This is a genomic window from Streptomyces tanashiensis (assembly GCF_014648895.1).
In the GTDB taxonomy this organism is placed as follows: Bacteria; Actinomycetota; Actinomycetes; order Streptomycetales; family Streptomycetaceae; genus Streptomyces; species Streptomyces tanashiensis.
In genome coordinates this window covers 237,620-251,799 of record NZ_BMRZ01000005.1, presented here as the reverse complement: position 1 = coordinate 251,799, position 14,180 = coordinate 237,620, and the positions used below count along the sequence as shown (strand labels likewise).

Below are 14,180 nucleotides of genomic sequence, written 5' to 3'. Positions count from 1 at the left end.
CTCGTACGGGTCGGGCTAGCCGACCGCGGCGTACGCCTCGTACGTGGCGTCGTCCTCGATCGCCACGGGCAGCAGGCCCGCTCCCCGCTCGTACTCCGTCCGCGCGGTCTCCAGCAGCCGGCGCCACGAGGTGACCGTCGGCCTCCGGCGCAACAGGGCACGGCGCTCGCGCTCCGTCATGCCGCCCCACACGCCGAACTCCACGCGGTTGTCGAGGGCGTCGGCCAGGCACTCGGTCCGCACCGGGCATCCGGTGCACACCGCCTTTGCCCTGTTCTGTGCCGCTCCCTGCACGAAAAGTTCATCCGGATCGGTAGTGCGGCAGGCCGCCTGCGCACTCCAGTCAGCTACCCAGCCCATACCGGCGCCGTCCTCTCCCGAATCGAGGCTCCCCCACGGCGGCAGCGGCATATTCACCGCTGCCAGTTGGGACGTTACGGAAGGTGGGCACAGCGCAACACCCCCTTCGGGCCCAATCTTGAATGGCCCGAACGGACTATGCGTGCGCGTCAGATCACCCAGGGGAGTGATCGATGGACATGCGTGTGATAGCGGACATATCGCGCGGATACGCCCTTCCTCGACGGGGCCACTTCGGGCACCGTGTGACGCATGAGCCGGAATCGGACACGAGCTTCCCGTGTTTCGGGGTCACGGGAATTCATACCGATGTCACGCACGGGTCTTGATGCGAGACCACACTGCTGTGACAGTTGGGAGCAGCTTAGGCCAAGGCATATACGTGTGTCCGGCGAATGAGAACGTAGGCTGCCCCCATGGCAAAGAAGCGCTCGGGCGGTGGTCTGACCGGGACCCAGCAGGCCGCCAAGTTCCTCGGTGTCAGTGTGCTCGCCGGAGCCGTGCTGGCGGGCATCGCCCTGCCCGCGGCCGGTGCGCTCGGGCTGGCCGCGAAGGGCACGGTCGAAGGGTTCGACGAGATCCCGTCCAATCTGAAGACCCCACCGCTGAGTCAGCGCACCACGATCCTGGACTCCGAGGGCGGCCTCATCGCCACGGTGTACTCCCGGGACCGGAAGGTCGTGCCGATCGACAAGATCTCCCCGTACATGCAGAAGGCGATCGTCGCGATCGAGGACGGGCGCTTCTACGAGCACGGGGCGATCGACCTCAAGGGCGTGCTGCGCGCCATCAACCGCAACGCGCAGTCGGGCGGGGTCGCGCAGGGCGCGTCCACGCTGACCCAGCAGTACGTGAAGAACGTCTTCGTCGAGGAGGCCGGTGACGACCCCGAGAAGGTCGCGCAGGCCACCCAGCAGACCATCGGCCGCAAGGTCCGCGAGCTGAAGTTCGCGATCCAGGTCGAGGAGGAGCTGGGCAAGAAGAAGATCCTGGAGAACTACCTCAACATCACGTTCTTCGGGCAGCAGGCCTACGGCATCGAGGCCGCGTCCCAGCGGTACTTCTCCAAGCCCGCCGCCGACCTGGACCTGGGCGAGGCGGCGATGATGGCCGGTCTGGTCCAGTCGCCGAGCCGCTACGACCCGATCAACGACATCCAGGAAGCCACCAAGCGCCGCAACACGGTCCTCCAGCGGATGGCCGACGTGAAGGACATCAGCCAGGCCGAGGCGGACGCCGCCAAGGCCAAGCCGATCAAGCTGAAGGTCAAGACCCCGAGGAACGGCTGCATCACCGCCGTCGACGGCGCCGGCTTCTTCTGCGACTACGTCCGCAAGACGATCCTCAACGACCCGGTCTTCGGCAAGACGTCCGAGGAGCGGCAGAAGCTGTGGAACCTGGGTGGTCTCACCATCAGGACCACGCTCGACCCGCGCGCGCAGGCCGCCGCCAACGAGGCCGCCATCGCGAAGATCAACAAGGACGACCCGGTCGCCGCCTCGGTGGTCCAGGTCCAGCCCAAGACCGGCCGCATCCTGTCGATGGGCCAGTCCCGCCCGTACGGCCTGGACCAGAAGCAGCACCAGACGACGCTGAACCTCGCCGTCGGCAGCAAGATGGGCGGCACGACGTACGGCTTCCAGGTCGGTTCGACCTTCAAGCCGATCACGGCGGCGGCCGCCCTGGAGAAGGGCATCAGCCCGGCGACCAGCTTCAACGACCCGGCGCAGATCAACATCGGCGAGAACGAGTACACCCGCTGCGACGGCAAGCCCTCCGGCTACGCGAACTGGGAGGTGAACAACGAGACCAAGTCGGAGAAGGGCGTCTACGACATGACCAGCGCCCTCGGCAAGTCCATCAACACCTACTTCGCCAGGCTGGAGCAGATGGCCGGCCTCTGCGAGACGCTGACCATGGCGAAGAACGTCGGCTACGAGCGCGAGCTGGGCAAGCCCATCAAGCAGAGCCCGTCCGCCACCCTCGGCAGTATCGAGAGCACCCCGCTCGACATGGCGTCCGTCTACGCGACCTTCGCCAACCGCGGCATCTACTGCACGCCGGTCGCCATCGAGTCGATCAAGGCCGCCAACGGCGACAAGCTGAACGTGCCGCAGACCAAGTGCACGCGCGCCATGAGCGACCGGACCGCCGACACCGTCAACCAGATGCTGAAGGGCGTCGTCGAGGACGGCACCGGTACGCGGGCCGGTCTCAGCGACCGCGACAACGCGGGCAAGACCGGTACGACCAACGACCGCAAGGACGCCTGGTTCGTCGGCTACACCCCGAACCTGTCCACCGCCGTCTGGGTCGGTGACGACGTCGGCGAGAAGAAGTCGATGTACGACATCACCATCGGCGGCGAGTACTACGAGAAGGTCTGCGGTGGCTGCCTCCCCGGCCCCATCTGGAAGATCGCGATGACGGGCGCGCTGGACGCCGGCCAGACCCCGGGCTTCGTCCCCGTCTCCGTGCCTCGGGCCGAGAAGCCCAAGGACCCGGAGAAGGAGGGCGACGAAGGCCCGAACAAGCCCCGGAAGCCCCGCGACGGCAAGCCCGGCGACACCAAGCCGACCGACCCGATCGGCGGGATCACGCTCCCGCCGGACCTGATCGGCGGCGCGGACGGACGCGGCAACAACCGCGGCGGAAACCGCTGACGCGCTGATACGCGACACGAGAGAGGGCGCCCCACCGGTCAGGTGGGGCGCCCTCTCTCGTACGTCTCTCCGCGGGTCAGCCCGCGAGCAGCTTCTTCACCGCGGCGGCGACACGGCCGCCCTCGGCCTGGCCGGCCACCTTCGGGTTCACGATCTTCATGACGGCGCCCATGGCACGCGGCCCCTCGGCGCCCGCCGCCTTCGCCTCCGCGACGGCCGCCGCGACGATGCCGTCGAGCTCCTCGTCGCTGAGCTGCTTCGGCAGGTACGCGTCGAGGAGCAGGCCCTCGGCCTTCTCCCGCTCGGCGGACTCGTGGCGACCGCCCTTGGCGAAGGCGTCCGCGGCCTCGCGGCGCTTCTTCGCCTCCTTCGCGATCACCTTCTGCACCTCGTCGTCGGAGAGTTCGCGCTTGGTGGTACCGGCGACCTCCTCCTTCGTGATCGCGGTGATGGTGAGCCGCAGGGTCGAGGAGCGCAGTTCGTCGCGCTCCCGGATCGCGGCGTTGAGGTCGTCCTGGAGCTTCGCCTTGAGCGTGGTCATGGGGTCAAGTGTGGCAGGTGCGCCACCCGAACCGCCCGCGCATTTCGGCTCAGCGGGTCTGCGACGATGGGGGGATGCGCGCACGGTACGGCATCCCCCTGAAGATCACGGCAGGCCTCACGGCGACGGCAGCGGCCGGAATCGTCTACGCGGCCGGCTTCGAAGCCCGCTCCTTCCGGCTCCGCCGGGTGACGGTCCCCGTCCTCCCGCGCGGCATGCGCGACCTGCGGGTCCTCCAGGTCTCGGACATCCACATGGTGAGCGGCCAGCGCAAGAAGCGGGCCTGGCTGCAGTCCCTCGCGGGGCTCCGCCCGGACTTCGTCGTCAACACCGGCGACAACCTCTCCGACCCGAAGGCCGTGCCGGAGGTCCTCGACGCGCTCGGGCCGCTCATGGAGTTCCCCGGCGTGTACGTCTTCGGCTCCAACGACTACTACGGCCCCCAGCTGCGCAACCCCGGCCGCTACCTGGTGGAGAAGGTGCAGGGCCGCCACGGCCTCAACGGCAACAAGCCCGTCGTCGGCGCCGTACACAACCCGTGGGAGGACCTCAAGCACGGCTTCGACGCGGCCGGCTGGGTGGACCTCACCAACACCCGCGGCCGGCTGAAGCTGCCGCAGGCCGACCTCGCCTTCACCGGCCTGGACGACCCGCACATCAAGCGCGACCGGTACGAGCGGGTGACCGGCGGCCCCGACGCCTCGGCCGACTTCACGGTGGGCGTCGTGCACGCCCCGTACCTGCGCGCGCTCGACGCCTTCACGGCCGACGGCTACGAGCTGGTCCTCGCCGGGCACACCCACGGCGGCCAGCTCTGCATCCCCTTCTACGGGGCGCTCGTCACCAACTGCGACCTGGACACGGACCGCGTCAAGGGGCTCTCCACGCACACCGTCGCCGACCGGACCTCCTTCCTCCACGTCTCGGCGGGCTGCGGCACCAGCCGCTTCACCCCCGTCCGCTTCGCCTGCCCGCCCGAGGTCACCCTGCTCACCCTGACGGCGCGCGACTGACCACCTACGGTGGGGGCATGTTCACGCCCCGAACCGTGGCCGTGCCGGCCTCCGCCGTCGTACCCGCCGCCCGCCGCCGCCCCCGGGCGGCGGCCTTCCGGGGCCTGATCGCCCTGGCCGCGGCGACGGGCCTGGTCATCGAGTGCGTCCACGGGAGCGTGCTCGTCGTCCTGAGCTTCTTCACCATCTGGTCCAACATCCTGATCGCCGTCGTCCTCGGCCTCGGCGCCGTCCGCGCCTGGACCCGCCGCCCCCCGCTGCCCGCGCTGTGGACCGGCGGGGCGCTGCTCTGCATCTCGGTCGTCGGCCTCGTCTTCCATCTGGTCCTCGACAACGAGGCGAGCGAGTTCAACCAGGCCGCCGAGATCGCCCGGCTCACCGGCGCGAAGGCCGTCGCCAACCAGCTGCTCCACACCGTGACCCCGATCGGGGCGGCCCTCGACTTCCTCCTGCTCACGGCGCCCGGGGCCCTCCGGTGGCGCCACGCCGCCCAGTGGCTGGCGGCCCCGGGCCTCTACTTCGCCTTCGCGCTGGTCCGCGGCGCGCTGATCTCCCCCGACGCGCCCACCCGCTACACGTACCCGTTCCTCGACGTGACCGTCCACGGCTACGCGGGCGTCCTCACCAACGCCGTCGTCCTCGGCGCGGCCTTCTTCGCCCTCGGTCTCGCGATCGTCGGCCTGGACCGCATCCGACCTGCGCCGAGGTCCCCCGAATACCGGATTTCGTCTGAGCGCGCGCGTGGGCTAAAGTAATCGATGTCGCCGCGACGTGAAGAACAAAGCAGCGACATCGGGGTGTAGCGCAGCTTGGCAGCGCGCTTCGTTCGGGACGAAGAGGTCGTGGGTTCAAATCCCGCCACCCCGACAGCCGTAAGACCAGTTCAGGGGCCTGATCCGCGAAAGCGGGTCGGGCCCCTGAGTGGTTTCCGGGGAGGCTTCGGAGCACCGCTCCCGGGGGCTGCCGGCCGGCAGCCCCCGGCGTCCTCTCCTAGATCACCGGCGGGCGGCCCAGGCGGGTCATGCGGACGACCGTGGACCAGCGCATCGGGGCCCGGGGGCCGCAGGAGCGGCGCACGCCCTCCGCGAAGCCGCCGAACCAGGCCTTGAGGCCCGGCAGGGAGCGGGTGCGGGCCAGGGTCAGCAGGGTCCACACGCCGAGGTAGACGGGGACGAGCAGGACCGGCAGGTTGCGCTTGGCCAGCCAGACCCGGTTGCGGGCGGTCATCCGGTAGTAGACGGCGTGCCGGGCCGGGCTGGTCTTCGGGTGCTGGAGCAGGAGTTCCGGCGCGTACAGGACCTTCCAGCCCCCGTCGAGCGCCCGCCAGGCGAGGTCGGTCTCCTCGTGGGTGAAGAAGAAGTCCTCCGGCCAGCCGCCGATCCGGTCGAGCATCGGCATCGACAGGCCGTGGCCGCCGCCGAGGAAGGTGGTCACCTCGCCGCCGCGCAGCGGGTCCTTCGCCCCGAGGCGGGGGATGTGCCGGCGCTGCGTCTCGCCCGTCTCGTCGGCGATGCGGAACGAGACGATGCCGAGGGCCGGGTCCGCCTCGTACAGGTCGGCGAGGCGGCGGAAGACGTCCGTGTCGACGAGGAGACCGTCGTCGTCGAGGTCCACCACGATGTCGACGTCGCCGAACGCGCGCAGCGTCTCGATCGCGACGTTCCGGCCGCCCGAGACGCCACGGTTCTCGGGGAGTTCGACCCCGGTCACCCCCTCGGGGAGCGCCGGGAGCGACCCGGTGCCGTTGCCGACGACGACGATCCGGGCGGCGGGCTCGTCCTGGCCCGCCACGGCGTCGAGCAGGGCCCGCAGCTCGGCGGGGCGCGTGCCCATCGTCAGTACCGCCACACCTACACGCGGTCGCGCCACGACCCACTCCGTCCCATGTCCGCCGGAACCCGCTCCGGACTCGCTCCGGAACTGCTCCGGACTCGCTCCGGAACGCGCTCCGTACTCGCTCCGGGCCGCGATGCTAACCGCCCGGGGACACCTTCCGTTCACCCGGACCTCGGGTGTCGTGCACCGGACGGGAGCCCGGAGGGGGGAGCGCGGCGAGAGTCGACGGCGGGCGGCTCTACGCTGGTTCTCTTCCGTCAGGTTGATCGATCGTCGAAAGGGTGGTCTCCAGGTGCTGGTCGCGGACCGATATCGGCTTCATGTGTGTATCGGCCGGGGCGGCATGGGCGAGGTGTGGCAGGCCACCGACGAGGTCCTGGGCCGGGCCGTGGCCGTGAAACTGATGCTGGCCCAGGCGACCGACCCCTCCGCCGGTGACCGCTTCCGCCTGGAGGCGCAGACCGCCGCGCGGCTCAGTCATCCGCACGTGGTGGGCGTCTTCGACTTCGGCACCTGGGACGGAAAGCTGTTCCTGGTGATGGAGTTGGTGGAGGGCGACAGTCTCGCCGGGAGCCCCTCCGACCCGCTGATCCTGCCCGCCGAGCGGGTCGCCGTGGTCGCCGCGCACGCCGCCGCCGGGCTGGCGGCCGCGCACCGGCAGGGCGTGGTGCACCGGGACATCAAGCCGGGGAACCTCCTCGTCGACGCCGAAGGCACCGTGAAGCTGGCCGACTTCGGCATCGCCCGGTTCGTCGACGACCCCTCGGCCGCCCTCACGACGACGGGTCAGATCGTGGGCACGGGGCTCTATCTCGCGCCCGAACGGGCCCTCGGGCAGCCCGCGTCACCCGCCTCCGACGTGTACTCGCTGGGCTGCGTGCTGTATCAACTCCTCACCGGAAGGCCGCCGTTCCGCGCGGACACCGCGACGGCCCTGCTCTACCAGCACATCGACACCGCGCCGGTGCCCCCGAGCCGGCTCGGGGCGGCGCTGCCGCCCGAGTTCGAGACGTACCTGCTGAGCCTGCTCGCCAAGCAGCCGGAGCAGCGACCCCCGGCACAGGCGATCGCGGACTGGTTCTCCTCGGGAGCCTGGCGTTCCTACCCCGGGGCCGCCCCGGTCCGGCCCCACACGCCGCACCGGGCCGCCGGGCACGCCCCGGTCGGGCCCCCGCCTCATCAGACGGCCGGGCACGCCCCCATGCCCATGCCCGCGCCGGTGCACACGCCCGCGCCGACCCCGCCGCCGATGAACCGGCCGCCGGCGCCCCGGTCCGCTCCCGCCGCCCGGCGTCGCCAGAGCCCGGCGAGCACCGGCGACAAGCTCGCCGAGCTCTCCCGGCGTCATCCGCGCAAGACGGCCGCCGTGGCCGGGGCCATCGCCTTCGTGGTCTTCCTGATCATCGGGATGGCCTGGCTGTCCTGAGCCCGCCCCGGCCCTCCCCCGCCCCGCGATCAGTACGGTCTGGGCGCCATCACCCGCGGCTCCCCGTCCGCCTCCGTGAGCAGCAGGCAGCGCGGCTCGCCGGGCCCCGGGGTCGCCCGTACCGTCACCGGTGTCGGCGGGTCGGTCGGCAGCTCGATCCCGACGTCCGTCGGCCCGTCGGCGTGAGTCCTGGCATAGCCGGTCTCCTTGCCGTCGACGAGGACCTCGACGACCGGGCTGTGCCCGGTCTGGACGGTCGCGGAGACCGAGTGCCCGAGGTAGTCGATGTGGAAGTGGTGGCGTGCCCTCATGGGCCACCTCCGTACCGCCGGAACCGCCGGAATGGGACACGTGCCCCGCCGGAGCGGGACGCGTACCTCCAGCGTAGGCACGGTCCGGCGCTCCCGCCGCTCCGAAGTGCGGTCGTAGTACCCCGGTGTTCAGATGGACCGGTACGCCGATCACCGCCCGTGCGGAACGGAGCACCTGGCACATGAGCGACAGCCTGCCCTCCTTCGAGGACACGACCGACTTCGGCAACGCCGACCGGGGCTTCCTGGGCGCGCTCGTCCCCGGTGTCGTCAGAGCCGAGGACGGCGGTGTGATCTGGGACAACGACGCCTACGCCTTCCTCAAGGGCGACTGCCCGGACACCGCGCACCCCAGTCTGTGGCGGCAGGGACAGCTCTCCGCGCGCCAGGGCCTGTACGAGGTCACCGACGGCATCTTCCAGGTCCGCGGTCTCGACATCTCCAACATGACGCTCGTCGAGGGCGAGCGCGGGGTGATCGTCATCGACCCGCTGATCTCCGTGGAGACGGCGGCCGCCGCCCTCGCGCTGTACAGGGAGCACCGGGGCGACCGGCCGGTCACCGGCGTGATCTACACCCACTCGCACGGCGACCACTTCGGCGGGGTCCGCGGGGTCCTCCCGCACGGCACCGAGGAGGGCGTCCCGATCCTCGCCCCCGCCGGTTTCCTGGAGCACGCGGTCAGCGAGAACGTGTACGCGGGCAACGCGATGACCCGCCGGGCGAGCTACATGTACGGCGTCGGCCTGCCGAAGGCGCCGGACGGCCAGATCGGCGTGGGCCTCGGCCAGGGCACCTCCACCGGCACCATCAGCCTGATCCCGCCGACCGTGGACATCACGGAGACCGGGCAGCAGGAGACCGTCGACGGCGTGCGGATCGTCTTCCAGCTGACGCCGGGCACCGAGGCCCCGTCCGAGATGAACTTCCTCTTCCCCGACCGGCGCGCCCTGTGCCTGGCGGAGAACGCCACGCACAACATGCACAACGTGCTCACCCTGCGCGGCGCCGTCGTCCGCGACTCCCGGATCTGGGCCCACTACCTGGACGAGGCGATCGAGTTCTTCCACGGGCAGTACGACGTCGGCTTCGCCTCCCACCACTGGCCCACCTGGGGCCACGACAACGTGGTGCGGTTCCTGTCCGAGCAGCGCGACCTCTACGCGTACATGCACGACCAGACCCTCCGCCTGCTCAACGAGGGATGCACGGGCGTCGAGATCGCCGAGCGGATCGAGCTGCCGCCCGCCCTGGAGAAGGCCTGGCACGCCCGCGGCTACTACGGCTCGCTCAGCCACAACAGCAAGGCGATCTACCAGCGGTACCTCGGCTGGTACGACGGCAACCCGGCCCACCTGTGGGAGCACCCGCCGGTGGAGCTCGCGCGGCGGTACGTGGACGTGGCCGGCGGACCCGCCGAGGCCCTCGCCAAGGCCCGCCGCTACGCCGAGGACGGCGACCCGCGGTTCGCGGCGACCCTCCTCGCCCACGTGGTCTTCGCCGACCCCGGGAACGAGGAGGCGAAGGAGGCCCTCGCCGGGGTGTACGAGAAGCTCGGCCACGGCGCCGAGAACGCCACCTGGCGGAACTTCTACCTGCGCGGCGCCCAGGAGCTCCGCCAGGGCGTCACGGGCGACATGGTCGACGTGACCAACCCCGAGATGGCGATGGCCCTCACCGTCCCCATGCTGATCGACTCGATCGCCATCGCGATCGACGGGCCGCGTGCCTGGGACGACGACCTGACGATCGACCTGGTCCTCCTGGACGTCCCCACGGACGCCGGCGAGCGGCACCGCCTCACCCTGCACAACGGCGCCCTCACCCACCGGGTGATCGCCGAGCCCCGGGAGCCCGCCGGGCTCACCCTCTCCCTCGGGAAGGCCCAGCTGCTCGGCCTCCTCGCCGGGAAGAGCCTCCAGGAGCTCGGGATCGGCGTCGAGGGCGACCCGGCCCTGCTCACCCGGCTCTTCTCGTACGTGACGAAGCCCGACCCCCGGTTCCCGGTCGTCACCCCGTGAACGGCGGAGGAGTCAGCGCAGGAACCACGTCAGGGCGCCCAGCACGACCAGCGTCAGGCAGATCCCGAGGTTGACCGCCTTGTACTGGAGGAAGACCGCGGCGAACTCGCGGATCGTCGCCGAGGGCCAGAAGTAGGCGGCGGTCGGCGAGCCCACCACCTGGCCGTCCACCCCCGCCCGGCGGGCCATCAGGGCGGCCCGGAAGGCGTGGAAGTTGTTGGTGACGATCACGCAGGAGGAGCCGGGCCGGTCCCGCTCCATCAGCTCCTTGCTGAAGAGCATGTTCTCCTCGGTCGTGCGCGAGCGGTCCTCGCGCACGACCGCCTCCGCCGGGAAGCCCCGGTCGGTCAGGTAGTCGGCCATGGCGTGGGACTCGGGCAGCGCCTCGTCGGGGCCCTGCCCGCCGGAGGTGATGAGCACGGGAGCGTCCCCGCCGCGGGCGGCCAGCTTCTCGTACACCTCCCGGCCGCGGTCCAGGCGGCTCGCGAGGAGCGGCGGCACCCGGCGGCCGCCGATCAGGCCGGAGCCGAGGACCACGACGTAGTCGGCGTCGCGGCGGATCCGCATCCGGCCGTACAGGTAGGCGTAGCCCACGAAGCAGAGGAAGAGGAACGAGACGTATCCCAGCACCAGCAGGGTGGTGCCGGTGAGCACGCCCAGGATCCGCGAGCGGGTGACGACCGCCGCGACCGTCAGGGCCATCACCCCGAACATGCCGAGCCCGGCGAGGAGCGCGAGCAGATTGGCCGGACGTCTGCCCTCCTTGCGGATCATCTTCACGCCGTTCGCGCAGAGCAGCCCGGCGAGGACCACCGGGCCGAGGCCGAGCACGAGCAGCACGAGGACCATCACGGTCTCGGCGAGCCCGGGCCGGGCCTCGTCGATCCCGAAGAGGAGACCGATCCCGAGGAAGGTGACGGCGAGACCGAGATACACGGCGTTGCCGAAGCGGCGCCGGTCGCGCAGCACACCGGCCCCGAAGAGCAGCAGGAAGACGGCGGCCACGACGAAGGCGAACATTCCGACATCGTAGGCACCGGGGCCGACAACGGCCCGGGCGTCGGCCGCACCCTGTGGAAAACCGGCCCTAGATCTCGGCCGCCAGCGTGAACAGGCCGCGCCTCGCGCCCTCTTCGTACGCGCTCCGCAGCTCCGGGTCGACGAGCAGCCCCCCGAGGACCTCCTCGCCCCGCGCGCGCGTGACCACGCAGTACTCCGCCGGCCGGTACGAGGAGTCGAAGACCGAGGTCCGCAACAGGTCGACGGCGCCCAGGAGATGGGCCGCCGCGTCGTGCCGCCCCTCCAACGCCCGCATCTGGGCCAGGAGCTCCGCCGCGCAGGCCGCGCCCACCGCGGAACCGAGCCGCAGATGCTCGCGCAGGGCCCGCCGCGCGTACTCCGCGGCGCGCTCCCGGTCCCCGTCCCAGGCGCCGAGTTCGGCCCGCACGTGGTACGCCCAGGCCTCGGCGAACACGTCACGGCCCACCCAGGCCCGCCGGCTCTCGCGGTCCAGGTCCCCCTGGTCCAGCGCCTCCTGCGCCCCCTCCGGGTCCGAGCGGCACAGGGAGAGCGCGAGCCCGACCCAGCACGCCTTCCGGGTCGGCCCGAACTCCGGGTGCTCCTCCATCAGCGCGAGGGCTTCCCGGAACTCGTCCGCCGCCGCGCGCGAACGCCCCTGGTAGAGGGCGGTCGCGCCGCGCAGATGGGCCAGGAGCGCCAGACAGCGCTCGTCACCGTCCCGTACGGCCGCGGCCCAGGCCTGGGCGAGGAGCGGGTCGGCGTCCTCGGGGCGCCCCGACTCCAGCTCCAGGAAGGCGGCGAGCCACAGGGCGCGGGCGGACGGCGGCCCCGCCTGCAGGCTGAGGGCGTGCCGCAGCCGGGTGCGCCCCTCGGCGGTCCGCCCGCAGGCCACCCACAGGAACCACAGGGAGACGGCGATCTCCACGGACGTCTCGGCCTCGGCGCTCGGCGAGAGGGGCGCCGTCGTCGGGTCCATGGCGGCGGCCAGGTCCGGGAGTTCACGCAGCGCGAGGTCCCGCGCGTCGATCTGCCGCCCCCGCTGCCACCAGTCGGCGGCCCGCCGGGCCACCTTCACGCACCACCTGCGATGGTGCAGGAGGACGGCCCAGCGGTCACCGCGCGCGGTGAGGCGGCGGGCACCGACGGCCCGCATCGGGTGCGGCATCCAGTAGCGGGGCAGGCCGTCCTCGCCGTCGAAGAGGTCGTCGACGGGGAGGAGGGCGAGCGGCGCCAGCCGGTCGAGGACGGCCTGGATCTCCCCGGCGGGCAGCGTGCCGGAGGCGCAGACCTCGCGGACGGCCTCCCGGCCGAAGGCCCCCTCGAAGACGGACAGCCGCTCCCACAGGAGCTGTTCGTCCGGGCCGCAGCTCGCGTACCCCCGCTCGGCCGCGGCGACCTGGTCCAGGCCCACCGGCTCGCCCCACAGAAGTTCGGTCTCCGGTGGTTCTCCTGCCCACATGCGGTCCAGCCCCCGTGTCACTTCTCCGCCCTTCTCCTGTGACTTAGGACGGATTTCATGGAATTCAGCCACCATCGCGGCTTGAATACATTTGCCCTGGTCCACATCCTGGGGCCTTCCCGTGCCCACACCCAGGGTTTCCCCGGGATCGACCAAGGAGGCACATGCATACCAGGGAATCCGTCCTGGGGGAGGCGGATCTGGCGCTGATCCACGCACTGCAGATAGCACCGCGCGCCAGCTGGACCCAGCTCTCCGCCGTGCTCGCCGTGAGCCCCGACACCCTCGCCCGCCGCTGGGAGACCCTCACCACCGGGGGATACGCGTGGAGTTCGATGCTCACCACCCACCGCGGCACGGAAGGCACCCTCTACGCGTGGGTGGAGCTGGAATGCGCGGCCGGCGACACCGAGGCCACCGCGACCGAGATCGCGGAGGATCCGTACACCCTCGGCGTCCACCAGGTGACCGGCGACGCCGATCTGATCCTGCTCGTCAACTGCCCCGACCTGCACGCCCTCGACGGCTATCTCACCGACCGCGTGCGGCGCCTCCCCGGGGTGCTGAGGGCCCGCACCCAGGTCGTCACCCAACTGCACAACCGCCCGTACCGCTCACGGATCGAACAGCTCACCCCGGGGCAGGTGCAGCACCTCACGGAGATCACCGGCGGCGAGCGGCGGGGCCGGTCCGCCACGCGCGCGCACCCGCTCGTCACCGAGCTCGACCAGAGGATCGTCGCGGAGCTCGCGGGGGACGCCCGGCGCAGCGCCGCCGAGCTGGCCCGGCAGTGCGGCACGAGCGAGTCGACCGTACGCCGCAGGCTGGACGCCCTCGGCGCGGCCGGCGCCTGCCACCACCACTGCCTGCCCGCGCCGCGCTTCTCCGGGCGGCCCGTGTGGGCGATGGTCACGGCGGTCGTTCCGCCCCTGGAGGTGGCCGAGTCCGTGGCCTCGCTGGCCCGGCTGCGCCAGACCCGCGTGGTCACCTCGGTCACCGGTCCGCACAACCTGGCCCTCGCCATGTGGCTCCGTACCGTCGAGGAGCTCCACGACGTGACGGCGGGGCTGGTGCGGGCCGCGCCCGCGCTGCGGATCACGGGCACCGCGGTCTCCCTGCGCACCCACAAGATCGGCGCGCAGGTCATCGGCGCGGACGGCCGGCGCACCCACCGCATCCGGCCCGCGACCGGCTCCTGACACGGCGCCGGGGGCGTGTTCTGATGGCCGTATGGAGTTCGCCGTGTTCGTGACGCTGCCCGGCCTCGTCATCCTGCTGACCGTGGTCGCCTTCGCCGATCAGATCCTCCGCATGACCGGCCGCGGCAAGCGCACCGGGCAGGTCTCCTCGACGGGGTTCGAACAGCTGCACGCCACGTTCTCGCAGGGCAAGCAGAACGAGCTCAAGGAGCGGCAGAGCGCCCTGGTGATGCGCGACGACGAGGAGGACGGCGCCCCGCCGCGCCACTCGACGGTGGATCTCGGCGGCGGGCGGGCCGTCATCAGGATCGGGCCGGGCGCGACGCCCTGA

Annotated in this window: 13 protein-coding genes and 1 tRNA gene; 8 read left to right on the top strand and 6 right to left on the bottom strand. The window is 71.6% G+C overall.

Annotation, left to right across the window (positions count from 1 at the left end):
• Positions 1-15: 15 nt before the first annotated feature.
• Positions 16-360 carry a WhiB family transcriptional regulator gene (locus IE237_RS19030; RefSeq protein ID WP_015034550.1) on the bottom strand — a complete coding sequence of 115 codons (345 nt, stop codon included), beginning with the start codon at positions 358-360 and terminating at the stop codon, positions 16-18.
• A 416-nt stretch (positions 361-776) separates the two neighbouring features.
• On the opposite strand from IE237_RS19030, the gene IE237_RS19025 reads away from it, so the two are divergent.
• Positions 777-3,023: a transglycosylase domain-containing protein gene (locus IE237_RS19025; RefSeq protein ID WP_189803200.1), complete on the top strand. Its 2,247-nt coding sequence runs from the start codon at positions 777-779 to the stop codon at positions 3,021-3,023.
• Positions 3,024-3,099: 76 nt separating this feature from the next.
• Here the strand turns inward: IE237_RS19025 and IE237_RS19020 are convergent, their stop codons facing one another.
• Positions 3,100-3,564: a GatB/YqeY domain-containing protein gene (locus IE237_RS19020; RefSeq protein ID WP_189803199.1), complete on the bottom strand. Its 465-nt coding sequence runs from the start codon at positions 3,562-3,564 to the stop codon at positions 3,100-3,102.
• 74 nt (positions 3,565-3,638) lie between these two features.
• On the opposite strand from IE237_RS19020, the gene IE237_RS19015 reads away from it, so the two are divergent.
• The 3 genes from IE237_RS19015 to IE237_RS19005 all read left to right on the top strand — a co-directional run bounded on the left by IE237_RS19015 (position 3,639) and on the right by IE237_RS19005 (position 5,444).
• A complete protein-coding gene (locus IE237_RS19015) occupies positions 3,639-4,577 on the top strand; it encodes a metallophosphoesterase (protein WP_189803198.1) in 939 nt (312 codons plus the stop codon).
• A gap of 17 nt (positions 4,578-4,594) precedes the next feature.
• Positions 4,595-5,332: a Pr6Pr family membrane protein gene (locus IE237_RS19010; RefSeq protein ID WP_189803197.1), complete on the top strand. Its 738-nt coding sequence runs from the start codon at positions 4,595-4,597 to the stop codon at positions 5,330-5,332.
• Between the two features lie 38 nt (positions 5,333-5,370).
• Positions 5,371-5,444 (top strand) — tRNA-Pro (locus IE237_RS19005).
• Positions 5,445-5,567: 123 nt separating this feature from the next.
• Here the strand turns inward: IE237_RS19005 and IE237_RS19000 are convergent.
• Positions 5,568-6,446, bottom strand: a complete 879-nt coding sequence (locus IE237_RS19000; protein ID WP_189803196.1) for a glycosyltransferase family 2 protein — start codon at positions 6,444-6,446, stop codon at positions 5,568-5,570.
• Between the two features lie 259 nt (positions 6,447-6,705).
• Between IE237_RS19000 and IE237_RS18995 the strand changes: the two genes are divergently transcribed.
• On the top strand, positions 6,706-7,839 hold the full coding sequence (locus tag IE237_RS18995) for a serine/threonine-protein kinase (protein ID WP_189803195.1): 1,134 nt from the start codon (positions 6,706-6,708) through the stop codon (positions 7,837-7,839).
• Positions 7,840-7,868: 29 nt separating this feature from the next.
• Here the strand turns inward: IE237_RS18995 and IE237_RS18990 are convergent, their stop codons facing one another.
• Complete coding sequence (locus IE237_RS18990) at positions 7,869-8,150, bottom strand: hypothetical protein (protein ID WP_189803194.1); 282 nt, start codon at positions 8,148-8,150, stop codon at positions 7,869-7,871.
• 182 nt (positions 8,151-8,332) lie between these two features.
• On the opposite strand from IE237_RS18990, the gene IE237_RS18985 reads away from it, so the two are divergent.
• Complete coding sequence (locus IE237_RS18985) at positions 8,333-10,171, top strand: alkyl/aryl-sulfatase (protein ID WP_189803193.1); 1,839 nt, start codon at positions 8,333-8,335, stop codon at positions 10,169-10,171.
• Between the two features lie 12 nt (positions 10,172-10,183).
• Here the strand turns inward: IE237_RS18985 and IE237_RS18980 are convergent, their stop codons facing one another.
• Together IE237_RS18980 and IE237_RS18975 are read right to left on the bottom strand one after the other, a co-directional pair.
• Positions 10,184-11,191: a YdcF family protein gene (locus IE237_RS18980; protein WP_189803192.1), complete on the bottom strand. Its 1,008-nt coding sequence runs from the start codon at positions 11,189-11,191 to the stop codon at positions 10,184-10,186.
• Positions 11,192-11,258: 67 nt separating this feature from the next.
• Positions 11,259-12,671, bottom strand: coding sequence for a tetratricopeptide repeat protein (locus IE237_RS18975; RefSeq protein WP_229842759.1), 1,413 nt, complete (start codon positions 12,669-12,671; stop codon positions 11,259-11,261).
• A gap of 143 nt (positions 12,672-12,814) precedes the next feature.
• On the opposite strand from IE237_RS18975, the gene IE237_RS18970 reads away from it, so the two are divergent.
• Complete coding sequence (locus IE237_RS18970; RefSeq protein ID WP_189803191.1) at positions 12,815-13,849, top strand: Lrp/AsnC family transcriptional regulator; 1,035 nt, start codon at positions 12,815-12,817, stop codon at positions 13,847-13,849.
• A 31-nt stretch (positions 13,850-13,880) separates the two neighbouring features.
• Positions 13,881-14,180 carry a DUF6191 domain-containing protein gene (locus tag IE237_RS18965; protein ID WP_189803190.1) on the top strand — a complete coding sequence of 100 codons (300 nt, stop codon included), beginning with the start codon at positions 13,881-13,883 and terminating at the stop codon, positions 14,178-14,180.

Bases quoted from the DNA above. Each gene is read 5' to 3' on its own strand.
- IE237_RS19030 (WP_015034550.1), bottom strand. From the start codon at position 360: ATGGGCTGGGTAGCTGACTGGAGTGCGCAGGCGGCCTGCCGCACTACC.
- IE237_RS19025 (WP_189803200.1), top strand. From the start codon at position 777: ATGGCAAAGAAGCGCTCGGGCGGTGGTCTGACCGGGACCCAGCAGGCC.
- IE237_RS19020 (WP_189803199.1), bottom strand. From the start codon at position 3,564: ATGACCACGCTCAAGGCGAAGCTCCAGGACGACCTCAACGCCGCGATC.
- IE237_RS19015 (WP_189803198.1), top strand. From the start codon at position 3,639: ATGCGCGCACGGTACGGCATCCCCCTGAAGATCACGGCAGGCCTCACG.
- IE237_RS19010 (WP_189803197.1), top strand. From the start codon at position 4,595: ATGTTCACGCCCCGAACCGTGGCCGTGCCGGCCTCCGCCGTCGTACCC.
- IE237_RS18990 (WP_189803194.1), bottom strand. From the start codon at position 8,150: ATGAGGGCACGCCACCACTTCCACATCGACTACCTCGGGCACTCGGTC.
- IE237_RS18985 (WP_189803193.1), top strand. From the start codon at position 8,333: ATGAGCGACAGCCTGCCCTCCTTCGAGGACACGACCGACTTCGGCAAC.
- IE237_RS18980 (WP_189803192.1), bottom strand. From the start codon at position 11,191: ATGTTCGCCTTCGTCGTGGCCGCCGTCTTCCTGCTGCTCTTCGGGGCC.
- IE237_RS18970 (WP_189803191.1), top strand. From the start codon at position 12,815: ATGCATACCAGGGAATCCGTCCTGGGGGAGGCGGATCTGGCGCTGATC.
- IE237_RS18965 (WP_189803190.1), top strand. From the start codon at position 13,881: ATGGAGTTCGCCGTGTTCGTGACGCTGCCCGGCCTCGTCATCCTGCTG.